The organism is Nonomuraea monospora (genome assembly GCF_039531895.1).
In the GTDB taxonomy this organism is placed as follows: domain Bacteria; phylum Actinomycetota; class Actinomycetes; order Streptosporangiales; family Streptosporangiaceae; genus Nonomuraea; species Nonomuraea monospora.
The window spans coordinates 17,012-30,136 of the sequence record NZ_BAAAQX010000026.1 but is presented as its reverse complement, the minus strand read 5'-3'; the positions used below and the strand labels follow the sequence as shown (position 1 = coordinate 30,136).

The 13,125-nt window shown below is 72.6% G+C and carries 12 protein-coding genes; 10 read left to right on the top strand and 2 right to left on the bottom strand.

Annotation, left to right across the window (positions count from 1 at the left end; translation table 11 throughout):
- Nucleotides 1-54 precede the first annotated feature (54 nt).
- Complete coding sequence (locus ABD331_RS38750) at nt 55-840, bottom strand: helix-turn-helix domain-containing protein (protein ID WP_344486715.1); 786 nt, start codon at nt 838-840, stop codon at nt 55-57.
- Between the two features lie 421 nt (nt 841-1,261).
- On the opposite strand from ABD331_RS38750, the gene ABD331_RS38745 reads away from it, so the two are divergent.
- Genes ABD331_RS38745 through ABD331_RS38725 form a run of 5 tightly spaced genes read left to right on the top strand, consistent with a single transcriptional unit; the run spans nt 1,262 to nt 5,994 of the window.
- Nucleotides 1,262-1,765 carry a SigE family RNA polymerase sigma factor gene (locus ABD331_RS38745; protein ID WP_344486712.1) on the top strand — a complete coding sequence of 168 codons (504 nt, stop codon included), beginning with the start codon at nt 1,262-1,264 and terminating at the stop codon, nt 1,763-1,765.
- Nucleotides 1,766-1,774: 9 nt separating this feature from the next.
- The gene (locus tag ABD331_RS38740) at nt 1,775-2,344 is read left to right on the top strand and encodes a DUF5987 family protein (RefSeq protein ID WP_344486709.1); all 570 of its coding nucleotides are present in this window, start codon (nt 1,775-1,777) and stop codon (nt 2,342-2,344) included.
- Entirely contained in the window at nt 2,341-3,978 is a 1,638-nt protein-coding gene (locus ABD331_RS38735) for a GMC family oxidoreductase N-terminal domain-containing protein (RefSeq protein ID WP_344486706.1), read from the top strand. The genes ABD331_RS38740 and ABD331_RS38735 overlap by 4 nt, the downstream gene beginning before the upstream one ends.
- 10 nt (nt 3,979-3,988) lie before the next feature.
- Complete coding sequence (locus tag ABD331_RS38730) at nt 3,989-5,191, top strand: carboxymuconolactone decarboxylase family protein (RefSeq protein WP_344487056.1); 1,203 nt, start codon at nt 3,989-3,991, stop codon at nt 5,189-5,191.
- Nucleotides 5,188-5,994, top strand: a complete 807-nt coding sequence (locus ABD331_RS38725; protein WP_344486704.1) for a TIGR03084 family metal-binding protein — start codon at nt 5,188-5,190, stop codon at nt 5,992-5,994. Before ABD331_RS38730 ends, ABD331_RS38725 begins: the two co-directional genes overlap by 4 nt.
- A gap of 231 nt (nt 5,995-6,225) precedes the next feature.
- On the opposite strand, the gene ABD331_RS38720 is transcribed toward ABD331_RS38725, so the two are convergent.
- The gene (locus tag ABD331_RS38720) at nt 6,226-7,722 is read right to left on the bottom strand and encodes a benzoate-CoA ligase family protein (protein WP_344486701.1); all 1,497 of its coding nucleotides are present in this window, start codon (nt 7,720-7,722) and stop codon (nt 6,226-6,228) included.
- 193 nt (nt 7,723-7,915) lie between these two features.
- Between ABD331_RS38720 and ABD331_RS38715 the strand changes: the two genes are divergently transcribed.
- The 5 genes from ABD331_RS38715 (at nt 7,916) to ABD331_RS38695 (ending at nt 13,096) form a co-directional block, all read left to right on the top strand.
- On the top strand, nt 7,916-8,941 hold the full coding sequence (locus tag ABD331_RS38715) for a YcaO-like family protein (protein ID WP_344486698.1): 1,026 nt from the start codon (nt 7,916-7,918) through the stop codon (nt 8,939-8,941).
- An 84-nt stretch (nt 8,942-9,025) separates the two neighbouring features.
- Nucleotides 9,026-10,012: a LuxR C-terminal-related transcriptional regulator gene (locus ABD331_RS38710; protein WP_344486696.1), complete on the top strand. Its 987-nt coding sequence runs from the start codon at nt 9,026-9,028 to the stop codon at nt 10,010-10,012.
- 87 nt (nt 10,013-10,099) lie between these two features.
- A complete protein-coding gene (locus ABD331_RS38705) occupies nt 10,100-11,710 on the top strand; it encodes an acyl-CoA carboxylase subunit beta (protein WP_344486694.1) in 1,611 nt (536 codons plus the stop codon).
- A gap of 340 nt (nt 11,711-12,050) precedes the next feature.
- Nucleotides 12,051-12,332: a hypothetical protein gene (locus ABD331_RS38700; RefSeq protein WP_148432621.1), complete on the top strand. Its 282-nt coding sequence runs from the start codon at nt 12,051-12,053 to the stop codon at nt 12,330-12,332.
- Nucleotides 12,333-12,340: 8 nt separating this feature from the next.
- Entirely contained in the window at nt 12,341-13,096 is a 756-nt protein-coding gene (locus ABD331_RS38695) for a 4'-phosphopantetheinyl transferase family protein (protein WP_344486688.1), read from the top strand.
- The last annotated feature ends 29 nt before the right edge of the window (nt 13,097-13,125 follow it).

Genomic DNA, 13,125 nt, shown 5'->3' with positions numbered 1-13,125 from the left:
GGCCGCGAGCGGTGATTTGTCACCGCTCGCGGCCCTGCGCGTCCGTGGTCGCCTTCACCCGGTGTCCTCCCGCTTCCACCCGTCGTCCTCCTGCCACGCGGCCAGCACGTCGCCCAGGGCGAGCAGGTGCGGCGGGTCGAAGCTGCCCATCGGCCTGAGCGCCAGGTCGGCCCGGTGGCTGCCGCCGCCGGCGCCGACCGCGATGGGGCCGCGGCGCGCCACGCACAGCGAGACGTCGCTGGCGGGCGGCAGGTTGACGGCGTCGTCGCAGCCGTCGGCCACCGACTGGGCCAGCAGGTACCAGTGGCCCGCGGGCACGTCGTCCATGACGAACGGGCCCGGCCGGCTGAGCACGGTGTAGCTGGCGGGCTTGCCCTCCAGCAGTTGCCCCACGAACATCCCGGCGAAGACCGGCCGGTCGGGCAGCGGCGAGGTGACCGTGCCGTGCACGGTGGCGGTGCCGCCGCCCCGCGACCTGCTGGCCCCGCCCGCCAGGCTCATCCTCGGCACGCCCAGGACCTGGCGGTACCGGCTGGGGGACAGGCCGACGCTCCGCGTGAACCGGCTGCTGAACGTGCCGACGCTGGAGTAGCCGACCTGATGGCTGATGTAGGCGATGTTCAGCGAGGTCGAGGCGAGCAGCCGCTTGGCCTCGCGCAGCCGCACGGCCGACAGGAACCGGCCTGGTGACAGCCCCGTGACCCGCTGGAACACCCGTGAGAAGTGGAACTTGCTGAACATCGCGGTGTGCGCCATGTCGTCGATCGTCAGTTGCTCACCGAAGTTCTGCTGAATGTCGTCGATCACTCGCATGACCGCTCGTTCGATGACGTCGTCCATGTGGCCCTCCGCTTCCGGATCGGCCGGCGATGCGCGTTTTCCGGATCCCCGTCGATAAATTTCCATTCGGTGGTACACGTGCTGGGACCGGGTTAATGCTGCACGGTTCGCGAAACTGTTCCGAAAAAAGTCGCGACGGCTTTCCTTGCAAAACCCTGTTGATTGTTGTCAACTGTCGTGAGGAGGCCGGAGCGCGCGGGGGGCCACGCGGGCGACCAAGGGAATCGGCCATCCTTCGAGCGTACGAGCGCCTCGGCCGCGAGCCGGCGGGGATGCGGCGGAAATAGGGGTGCCGCGCCCGAGAATAGGGGTGCCCCCTCGAATAAGGGCGCCGGGCGCGCGGATAGGGGTTGTGCCGCAAAGTACGCCGATCGATTCTCTGAATATCGACCGACGGCGGAAAACCGGGGAGCGAAACATTATGGCCGAAGGGCGGGGCGAACAAGAATTCACGCGCTTCGTCCAGCGGACCAGGCCCGCGCTGCGGCGCATCGCGTACGCGCTGTCCGACGACTGGCACGAGGCGGACGACCTGGTCCAGCGGACGCTCATGACGATCTTCCTGCGCTGGCCGGAGCTCGAACGGCGGGACAGGATGGCGCCCTACGCGCGCCGCGTCATGACGCGGCTGCTCATCAGCGACCGCAGATCGTCGCGGTGGACCAGGGAGGTCCTGTTCGGCGTGCCGCCCGAGGCCGCCGCCGCCCACGACCCGTACGTCCCGGTGAGCCAGCGCATGATGCTGCGCGACGCGCTGGCCAGGCTCGGCCCCCGCCAGCGCGCCACCATCTTCCTGCGCTTCTGGGAGGACCGCAGCGTGGAGGAGACCGCGCGGGTCCTCGGCAACGAGTCATCCACGGTACGCAGCCAGACCGTCCGCGCGCTGAACACCCTGAGGGACGCGCTGGACGCCTCATCCACGTAAGGAAGGCCCATGAGCGCACAGCTCTCCACGGACCACGAGACGATGGTCACCACGCTCGAGGCGTTCGCCGACACGATCGTTCCCGGCGCCAAGCGCTCCGGCCAGGACAGGGCGGTGGCCGGCGCGAGCCCCACCGGCGGCGCGGTGGCCGCGGGCGCGATGGAGCTGATCACCTGGGACGCCACCGGCATCAGCCAGAGCCTGGACGGCTACGCCCGCGCACTCAACGAGCACGCGCGCGAGCACGCCGGGCAGCACGGCCTCGACCTGGACGGGGACGTCCCGCCGTTCGTGGCGCTGGACTTCGGGCAGCGCACCGCCCTGGTCCGCGTGCTCACCGCGCCCGGCCACCCCGACAAGGCGCTGTGGGTGCTGCTGTCCCTGTTCTGCTACATGGCCTACGACTCGGCCGCGCACACCGGCACCGTCGCCGCGCTGGAGGCCGGCCACCCGGGCCTGACCTCCATGCGCCTGGCCAAGCCGGACCCGGACGGCCTGTGGCGCTTCCGCGCCTGGTCCTACGGCAGGCAGCTCGCCGACCTCCACCCCGGCACCACCGACACAGGGAGTCCCGCATGAACAGCGTCGAGCGCACCGACGTGCTCGTGGTCGGCACCGGCTTCGGCGGCGCGATCACCGCCTACCACCTGGCCGCCGGCGGGGCCGACGTGGTCATGCTGGAGCGCGGCCCGTGGCTGACCGCCGACGAGTACGACCACGACTTCAAGCTCGGCTCGTCCTACACGCGGATCTTCGACTTCACGGTCGGCGACGGGATGAGCGTGCTCGGCGGCAACTGCGTGGGCGGCGGCAGCGTCGTCTACTTCGCCGCGATGCCGCGCGCGCCCCGCTTCGTCTTCGACCGGCGCGGCGGCATCAACCGCCGCATGTGGCCGTCGTCGATCACCCGCGACACGCTCGACCCCTGGTACGACCGCGTCGCCGAGTCGATCGCGATCACCCGGCAGGGCTGGGACGACGTGTCCTACTCCGGCGGGCTGTGGGCCGCCGCCTGCCGGCACTCCGGCCGCACCGCCAACCCGGTGCCCGCCGCCGTGGACACCGCCGCCTGCGTCAACTGCAACTGGATGATGGCCGGCTGCCGCTTCGACGCCAAGCAGTCGCTGCTGCTCAACTACCTGCCCGCCGCGCTCGCCCACGGGGCGCGCATCAGGCCGCTGCACGAGGTGCAGAGCATCGCCAAGAGCCCGGACGGCGGCTACCGCGTGCACTACAAGCTCGTGGACGCCGAGGACTACCGGATCACGGCCGGCGAGGGCAGCATCGACGCCAAGGTCGTCGTGCTCGCGGCGGGCGCCGCCGCCACGCCGGTCATCCTGCAGCGCAGCGCCGCCGAGCTCGGCCCGATGCCGCACGCCGTCGGACGCTACTTCTCCGGCAACGGCGAACGCCTCAACACCGCCGTGCTGAACGAGGACCGGGTGCGCGAGGTGCTCGGCCTGGAGCTCGACCCGGCGGCGTTCCAGATCGGCAAGGGGCCCACGGTGGCCAACTGGGACCGGCTGGACGGCTCGCTGCCCGAATACACCCGCTTCTCCCTCGAACAGCTCTACTTCCCGCCCGGCCTCGGCACCATCCTCGCGCTGACCGGCGGCCAGGACCCGCGCTGGTTCGGCCTGGAGAAGAAGGAGCTGCTCAGCCACTGGCAGAAGTGGCTGATCATCTTCCAGATGATCGAGGACGACAACGAGGGCGTCTTCGGCCCACCGCCCGCGCGCGGCAACGCCGACCGGGTCTCCCAGCAGATGCTCGGCCTCGGCACGCTCAGCTACAAGCCGACGCTCAACACGCAGGCCGCGTGGGCGATGGCCGACGCCGAGTGCAAGGACATCCTCGAACGCGACGGCCTGGCCAGCGTCACACCCTGGACCAACGACCTGGTCGGCGCGTACACCGTGCACCCGCTCGCCTCCTGCCGCATCGGCGACGATCCGCGCACCTCCGCCCTCGACGACCGGCACGAGCTGCGCGGCCACCCGGGCATCTTCGTCACCGACGGCTCCGCCGTGCCCGGCGCGCTCACGGTGAACCCGGCCATGACCATCTCCGCCCTCGCCGAACGTGCCGTGCCCGCCATCGTCCGCGCGGCCCGGGAACGCGGGGTGGACGTCACCTACGGCGCGCCCGCGCCCAGCGGCTCGACCGCCGGCCGGCGCGGCACCGCGCCGCTGGTGCCCGCCCTGGGAGGGTGACGTGGGCCGGATGCTCGCCCTCGCGACGGCGCGCGGCGTGCTCGCCCAGGTGCGCCACGTCTCCCCGGTGCCGCCGCGCGCGGCACACGGGCTCGTGGCGCGGGTGTACGCGCAGCTCGTCCGGGACTTCGGCATGGCCGCCCCGCCCGTCCTGCTGCACTCGCCCGCGCCCGAGGTGCTGGCGGCCTGCTGGGTGATGCTGCGCGAGTCGCTGCTGTGCGGGGGCGCCTCCGAGCGGGTGGTCAAGGAGGTGGTGGCGAGCGAGGTCTCGGCCGCCAACGCCTGCCCGTACTGCGTGGACGTGCACCGCGCCACGCTGCGCGGCCTGCCGGGGCACGACGATCCCCGGCTCGCGTCCGTGGCGGCCTGGGCCCGCACCCTGGGCGGCGGGGGAGTGGCGGCGGGACGGCCTCACGCGCCGGACGCGGGACGGCCGCCCGTGCTGGATGCGGGACGGCCTCACGCGCCGGACGCGGGACGGCCGCCCGTGCTGGATGCGGGACGGCCTCACGCGCCGGACGCGGGACGGCCGTTCGCACCGGACGCGAGCCTTGTCGCCGTGGCCGTCACCTTCCACTACCTCAACCGCATGGTGGCGGTGTTCCTCGGCGACTCGCCGCTGCCGCCCGAGCTGCCCCGCCGCGCCCGCGGCCCCGCGCTGCGCCTGTTCGGCCGGATCATGAGCCCGGCCGCCCGCAGGACCCCGCCGCCCGGCCTGTCGCTGCCGCTGCTGCCCGCCGCACCCGCGCCGCCGGACCTCCTGGCGTGGACGGGCACAGGACGCCTCGCCGACGCGTTCGCCAGAGCGTCGGCCGCCATCGAGAGAGCAGGGCAGCGCTCGGTGCCCGCCCCCGTCCGAGAGCTGGTCACGGAACGTCTCGCGGCATGGGACGGCGGCCCGCCCGTCATGCCCTCGGACGGCGGCCCGCCAGCCGGCCCTCCCAGCCGCGCCTGGGCCACCGAGGCGGCGGCCGGCCTGCCGCCGGACCAGCGCCCCGCCGCGACGCTGGCCCTCCTGACCGCGCTGGCCCCCTACCAGGTCGGCGACGGCACCATCGCGGCCTGCCGAAGCACCCGGAGCGGCGGCCACGACGACCGCGCGCTCATCGAGCTCACCGCGTGGGCGAGCCTGTCGGCCGCGCGCCGCGTCGCCGACCGGCTCCCCGCGCTCACCCCAGTCAACGTTTCATCGGTGGAAAGGACGGACCCGTGAGCGAACTCGACGCCGTACTCGGCGACCTGGCCTCGGACGGCGACCAGCTCGACAGCCTGGTGGCAGGCCTCGAACCGGCCCAGTGGCAGTTGCCCACCCCCGCGCCGGGGTGGACGATCGCCGACCAGATCGCGCACCTGACGTTCGTGTTCCGGCTGGCCGCCACGGCGGCCACGGACGCGGCGGCCTTCGAGAACCTGACGAAGGACGCGCAGCACAACTTCGACGGCGCGGTGAACGCCGCGCTCAAGGCGTTCGCCGACGACACGCCCGCCACTCTGCTGACCAAGTGGCGCGCCCAGCGCTCCGCCGCCGTCAGCGGGCTCGCCTCGGTGCCGGCGGACCAGACGGTGCCGTGGCTGGTCAACCCGCTGCCGCCGATCGTGCTCGCGTGCGCGGGCATCATGGAGCAGTTCGCGCACGGCCAGGACATCGCCGACGCGCTCGGGGTGTCACTCCGGCGCGGCGACAGCCTGCGGCACCTGGTGGTGTTCGCGGTGCTCACGAAGGACTTCGGCTACCTGTCGAGGGGCGAGACCCCGCCGGGCGCCGAGTTCCGCTTCGAGATCACCGGGCCTGGCGGCGAGCTGTGGGCGTACGGGCCCGAGGACGCGGAGCAGCGCGTCAGCGGGCTCGCCGAGGACTTCTGCCTGCTGGTGACCCGGCGCAGGCACCGCGCCGACGTCGCGGTCACCGCGGTGGGCGAGGAGGCCGACCGGTGGCTGGACATCGCCCAGGCCTACCGCGGCCCTGCGGGCGCCGGACGGCGTCCCGGCCAGTTCCCGCGCAGGAGCGCGGCCTGACAGGCGTCCGTCCCGGCCGGGTCTCGCACAGGAGCGCGGCCTGAGGGACGCGCTCGCAGCGGCGGGCGCTCGTCACTTGTGCCAGGCGACCAGGAACTCCGCCAGTGAGATGCGCCCGTCCACGTCGCCGTCGTGCTCGTCCGACACCTTGAAGGCCGTCGTGCTCGTCCGACACCTTGAAGATCGAGTCGAGCTCGGCGGCGGTGACCTCCTCGGCCACCCCGACGGATTCTAGGCGGCCAGAGCACGGCGATCGACCTTGCCGTTGGCCGTCTGCGGCAGCCCGGGCACGAGCGTGATCTCCCTGGGATACTTGTGCGGCGCCAGCCTGCCCCGCACGTACGCCTTCAACTCCTCCGCCGACACCGGCGCGGTGGCCACCACGTAGGCGCGCGGCCTGCTCAACCCCCCTGACTGCTCGCCCACCACCACGCACTCCGCCACCGCCTCGTGCGTCAGCAGGCAGTTCTCGATCTCGGCGGGCGCGATCCACACCCCGCCCACCTTCAGCATGTCGTCCGCCCTGCCGTGGAAGCGGTAGAACCCGTCGGCGTCCCTGCTGACCAGGTCGCCGGACAGGACGGTGCGCTCGCGGACGAACGTGCCCGCCGACTTGACCGGCTCCTGCCAGTATTCCGTCGCGACCGTGTCGCCCGTCACCTCCAACCGGCCGACCTCGCCGTCGCCCACCCGCGCGCCGTGCTCGTCCACCACCCTGGCCCGATACCCGGGCACCAGCTCGCCGAGCGTGCCCGGCCGCACGCGCCCGGGCCGGTTGGACAGATAGATGTGGTACGCCTCCGAGGAGCCGATGCCGTCGATCACCTCCACCCCGAACGTGTCGAGCCAGCGCCGGTGCAGCTCGGGAGGCAGCGGCTCGCCCGCCGACGTGCACAGCCGCAGGCAGCTCAGGTCCTGCCGGGCGGCGCCGGGGTGGGCCAGCATCGCGCTCATCATGGTCGGCACGTTCACCAGGATCGTCGGGCGGTGCTCGGCGATCAGCTCGAAGATCGTCTCGGCCCTGCTCCGCTCGGGGAAGACCACGCCCGCGGCGCCCGCGCCGAACGGGAACAGCGCGGCCAGGTCGCGGGCGTAGCCGAAGAACAGCTTCGGCACCGGCAGCACGACGTCGTCCTCGCCGATGCCCAGCACGCCGCGCGCGTACCACTCGAAGCTGCGGTGCGGGCTGCGCGCGGGCAGCACGCAGGCGCGCGGCGCGCCCGTGCTGCCGGTGGTGAACTTCCAGATCGCCGGGTCCTCAGGCCCGACGTGGACGGGGTCGAGCCTGTCGGACTGGGCGCCGACGAGCGTGTCGAAGTGGTGCTCACCGGCGCGCAGCCCGCCGCGCGGGTAACCCGTCACCAGCAGGTCGGTCGCGCCGGCGGCGCGCAGGTTGTCCAGAACGGCAGGGTCGGCCAGGACGACCTTGGGCTTGGTGTAGTCGACGAAGTAGCGGTAGTCCTTGGGGCGCAGATAGGTGTAGACCTCGGCGGTGATCGCGCCGATCTGCTGCGCGCCGTACCAGGTGGCGACGAACTCGGCGCCGTCGCCCGCCGCGATGAGGACCCGGTCGCCGCGCCGCACGCCGAGCGCGCGCAGCGCGTTCCCGGCCCGGGCGGCCAGCGACCGCAGCTCGCCGTAGCTGATCGGGCCCGCGCGGGTGATGAGCGCGGTCGCGTCCGCCCGGCCCGCGCCGAGGAACCGCGTGGTGATGTTGTAGGAGTCCATGCCTCCACGGTGCACGCGGGCACCGGCGCGGGGACAGCTTCGGGCCGGGCAGCAAGCTGGGCGTGCCTGGCAGGTTGCTGTCAGCGGCGGGCTTCTCTGCGATTGCTCGATCAGGGGCGGCACGTTGACTGCCGTGGCGGGCGCCACCTGTACTGAAGGCGCAGGCTTTCCTGTTCCCGGCTGAGGAGTGGCAATGGCGTCCGTGCCCGCAGGCTCGTGGTCGACCGCCGGAGTGGACGAGGTGGTCGACTGCCTGGGCGGCGCCGTTCACCTGGCCTACGCGGAGGCCGCCGGCGAGGGGGGCGCGGAGGTCGCGGTGATCGTGGCCGGCTTCTCCGGTCACGAGGCCCGCACCCGCGCCCGCGCCCGAGCCCGCGCGGAGGCCATGCGCGCCCTGTGCGAGCCGGCCGGACGGACGTCCAGGAGTGCGGGCGGGCGTGCCGCCGCCAAGGAGTTGCGGCTGGACGACTTCGTCGAAGACCCGCCCCGGAGCGCGGGCGGCACGGTGCCCGGCGTGGGCCTGCTGACCGGCAACCGCTACCTGCTGCCCGCCGAGGTCGTCTGGCTGGACCGGCAGGAGTCCGGCGTCGAACCGGCCACCAGCGGGGTGGTCGGCCACGGCGTCCCGGAGGCGATCGCGGAGATCTTCGCCCACGACGTGGTCGCGCGCTGGTGGGCCGGCCCGCACCGCCCGCTGCTGCGCGTCTCCGAGCAGCTCGACCGGCTGCTGCCGCCGGGGGTGATGGACGCGGCGGTGGGCCTGGGCCTGCGGGTGTCGGCGTTCGTGCTGTCGGCGCAGGACGCCAGCGTCGCCCTGGTGACCGTCGGCGGGGACGCGGGCGCGCTGGCCGTCGCCGCCGACCGCACCGTGAAGTCGGCGGTGAGCGAGGCGTTCCTGCTCGCCATGGCGTCCAGGGCGCAGCCGTGGCACACGCTGCCGCTGCCCGACTCGCTGCGGCGCTTCGCGGTGTGGCACCGCGAGGGCGACTACGCCGCCTACCTGGAGGGCATGGCCGTCGAGGCGGACACGTCGCTGGTGCACGAGCTGGGCGGGCTGCGCCCGGCGAGCTGGCCGGAGATCGCCGCCCACCGGTTCGGCCACGAGCCCGTCGCGGTGGAGCCGGGGACGCCTGGCCAGGTGGCCAAGGTGGTCTGCCCCGGCGCGGCCTGCTACCGGGCCACCCGATCGGCGACCGTGCTGCCCTGCCCGATCCCCTGACACACCGCACGATACGAGGGGACGCGCCGCCCCCGGCCACCGATGATGGTGCCAGGAGCTCCATGTGCAGGCAGGAGGTGCGCGATGGATCTCTCGGTCATTGGCATCACCCCGCAGGCGGAACAGGTATACCGCTTCTTCCTCAAACACAAGGGCGAGGGCGTCGGCTCCGTGCCGGAGGCGCTCGGCATGGACCCCGACACGGTCGAGGAGGCCGTGGACCTGCTCAGCAGGCTGTCCATGATCGACCTCACCGACCGCTACCGCGTCACCGCCACCGACCCGCGCGTCGCCATCGAACGCCTGGTCGAGCAGCGACTGGAGGAGCTGAACGCGGAGATCAGACGGGTGTTCAGCGCCCGCGACGCCATCTCCTCCTTCCAGGACGACAAGCGGGAGGGCGACAAGGGCGCCGCCGTCCTCGACATCGAGCGGGTGGAGGACGGCGCACGCGTCCGCCAGCGCCTGGACGACCTGGCGTTCTTCTGTTACAAGGAGACGCTCTGCCTGCACCCCGGCGGCCCGTTCACCGAGGTGATGATCGAGTCGGCGCTGCCGCTCGACCAGCGGTCGCTGCGCCGCGGGCTGGCGCTCAAGCAGATCTTCCACCCGAAGGCGATCGAGGACCCGCGCATGCTGTCCTACCTGCGCGAGCTGGTCAACCTCGGCGCGGAGATCCGCATCACCGACGAGCACATGGACCGCATGCTGATGTACGACCGCAGCGTGGCCGTCGTGCCCATCGACCCCTCGCACCACTCAGCCGGAGCGCTGCTGGTGCGCGAGCCGGGCCTGATCTCGCAGCTCTACATCTACTTCGAGGGCCTGTGGAAGGGCGCCGTGGACCTGCGCCGCCACCTCGACCCGCAGGAGGAGGAGCCGGCGCTGTCGCAGATGGAGCAGCGCATCCTCACCGTGATGGCGACGGCCGACAAGGACGAGATCGCCGCCCGCGAGCTGGACATCTCCGTACGCACCTACCGCCGCTACGTGGCCGACCTCATGGCCAGGCTGGGCGCGGCCAACCGCTTCCAGGCGGCGCTGCGGGCGAAGGAGGAGAACTGGATCTGACGGCCCGGTCCGGCACACCAAGAGGTGACACCCAGCGGGCTCCGATCTTTCACTGAAGGAATCGGAGAAGCCTGTTAGGAGAAGACGATGAGCATCTCTGAGCTGGACATCACCGCAGAAGAACTCGAACGGGCCGTACAGCCGGCGCCCCCCTCGATGGACCGGCTCCGCGACGACCTCGGCAGGCTGCGCCAGGACATCGCCGACGGCGACCACCGGGGCGTGGAGCGGCAGCGCAGGCTCGGCAAGCGCACCGCCCGCGAGCGGCTGGACCTGCTGCTGGACGAGGGCTCGTTCGTCGAGCTGGACATGTTGCGCAGGCACCGCGCGCAGGGCCTGGGCATGGAGCGGCAGCGGCCGCACACCGACGGCGTGGTGACCGGCTCCGGCACCGTGGACGGCCGCCGCGTGTTCGTCTACGCGCAGGACTTCACCATCTACGGCGGCTCGCTCGGCGAGGCGCACGCCCTGAAGATCCAGAAGGTGATGGAGCTGGCGCTGTCGACCGGCGCGCCGTTCATCGGGCTGAACGACAGCGGCGGCGCCAGGATCCAGGAGGGCGTCATGTCGCTCAACGGCTACGGCGGCATCTTCCAGCGCTACGTGCAGGCGTCGGGCGTCATCCCGCAGATCAGCGTGGTGCTCGGCCCGTGCGCCGGCGGCGCGGCCTACTCCACGGCGCTGGCCGACTTCACGTTCATGGCCGGCGACACCGCGCAGCTCTACCTGACAGGGCCGGACGTGGTGGAGGCCGTCACGGGCGAGCGGGTGACGCACGCCGAGCTGGGCGGCGCCCAGGTGCACGGCAGCCGTTCAGGCGTGGCCACGTTCGTGCACGACGACGAGGAGGAGTGCCTGGCCGCCGTGCGGGACCTGCTGTCGCTGCTGCCGAGCAACAACCTGGGCAGGCCGCCCGCCGCGCCGACCTGCGGCGCGGCCACCGACGTGCGCCCCAGGCTCGCCGAGATCGTCCCCGCTGAGCAGCACAAGTTGTACGACATGCGGGAGGTGCTGGCGGAGCTGGTGGACGACGGGGACTTCCTGGAGACCCACCGGAACTGGGCGGGCAACGTGATCTGCGCCTTGGCCAGGATCGACGGCGAGGTGGTCGGCCTGGTGGCCAACCAGCCGACGGTGCTCGCCGGCGTGCTTGACGCGAAGGCCGCCCAGAAGGCGGCGCGTTTTGTCAGATTCTGTGATGCCTTCTCCATTCCGCTGGTGACGCTCGTGGACGTGCCGGGCTTCCTGCCGGGCAAGGACCAGGAGTACGAGGGCGTCATCAGGCACGGCGCCAAGCTGCTGTACGCCTACTGTGAGGCGACGGTGCCGCGCATCTCGGTCATCCTGCGCAAGGCGTACGGCGGGGCGTACATCGTCATGGACTCGCGCTCCATCGGCACCGACCTCTCGCTCGCCTGGCCCACCAACGAGGTCGCCGTGATGGGCGCGGAGGGCGCCGTCAACATCATCTACCGCCGGCAGCTCGCCGCGGCGGCCGACCCCGTCACCGAGCGGGCCGAGCTGCTCGAACGGTACAAGCGCGAGCTGATCCATCCCACGTACACGGCGGAGCGGGGGCTCGTGGACGACGTGATCGACCCGGCCGACACCAGGGCGGCGCTCGCCCGCGGCCTGGCCATGCTCCGCGACAAGCGCAAGCACAGCGCGCCGCGCAAGCACGGCAACGTCCCGCTCTGACCCTCCTCCCGGAGCCCTTCCCTGAGCCCGCCTCGGGACGCCTCTGAGCCCCTCAAGACGTCCCCTGAGCCTCGCTCAGCCCGCCCCTGACCCCGCACTCGACCGGCCCCCGCCCTTCCCCCACCCCCAGCCCGGCCTCGGCGTGACCGAGGCCGGGCTTTTCGTGTGCTCACCGCCCCTCCCTGACAACATGCGGTGCCCCGCATGCAGCTTCCTGCCTCCCCAACGCCTCGATCGCCGCCCCCCGCCCCCGCACAGTGGAGCTGTGAGGACATGACGCAGGAGCAGGGAGGCCCGACATGAAGCGCACTTTCCTCCACGGCCGGAGGGACATGCCGCCATGGTGATCCAGTTGACGATGCGCCAGGCGCACGGCCTGCCGCTGCCGGCCTCACCGGTGGACGGCATCCGCATCATGGCGCTGCTGCCCTCCGGATGGCACAAGGACCTCGCCCAGGCCACCGGCGCCATCGTCATCCGCGTGCGCCCCGACGAGCCGCTCACGAGCGCTCAGGTGGGCGAGCGGGTGCGGGAGATCCTCGCCAATCCGGAAGTGGACCGCTGGGAACTGGTGGGCTGCCACCGTCTTGTCACGCGTAACGCCAGGGAGGACGACAGATGATTGCTTCGGTGCTGACACAGGGACAGTGCCAGATCTGGTGGGCGGGTCCGGACGACCGGACCGAGGAGAGCATGGCCGTGGTGCTGAGCGAGCGTGAGCTGGGCAGGGCGGCGAGGTTCCGCCGCGCCGCCGACCGCCGCCGTTTCGTCACGGGAGCCTGGCTGCTGAGGACGGCGAGCGCCGCCCAACTGGGCACCAGCCCGCAGGACGTGGCGGTCGACCGGTCATGCCCGGACTGCGACCGCTACCACGGCAAGCCGGAGCTCAAGGGTGACGGCGCCCACCTGCACGTGTCGATCTCGCACTCGGGCGACCGGGTCGTGGTGGCGCTGACCGAGGAGGGGCCGCTGGGCGTGGACGTGGAGGCCGTTCCCGCCGAGCCGGTGGACGACCTGGCGCGCTGCGCGCTCACCCCGTGGGAGCAGGCTCAGCTCGACTCGCTGCCCCGCCACGAGCGCTACGAGGCGTTCGTCCGGCTCTGGGTGCGCAAGGAGGCGGCGCTGAAGGCCACCGGTCACGGCCTGCGGGTCCCGCCGACGGAGGTGGAGGTGAGCGGCCCGTTCGCCGAGCCGGCGCTGCTGAGCTGGCCGCTCGACGTGCCCCCCGAGCACGTGCGCTTCCGCTCGCTGCACCCCGGTGACGGGTACGTCGCCGCGGTGGCGGTCATCACGCGGGAGAGCACGGTCACCGTGGCCGAGCGGCGGGCGCTGCCGGGGCGCAGCACGGCGCGCGTGGCGGACGACGCCCTGCTCGTGGCGGCCTGAGACGCCGGGGCCCCGCCACGTCCTGCTGC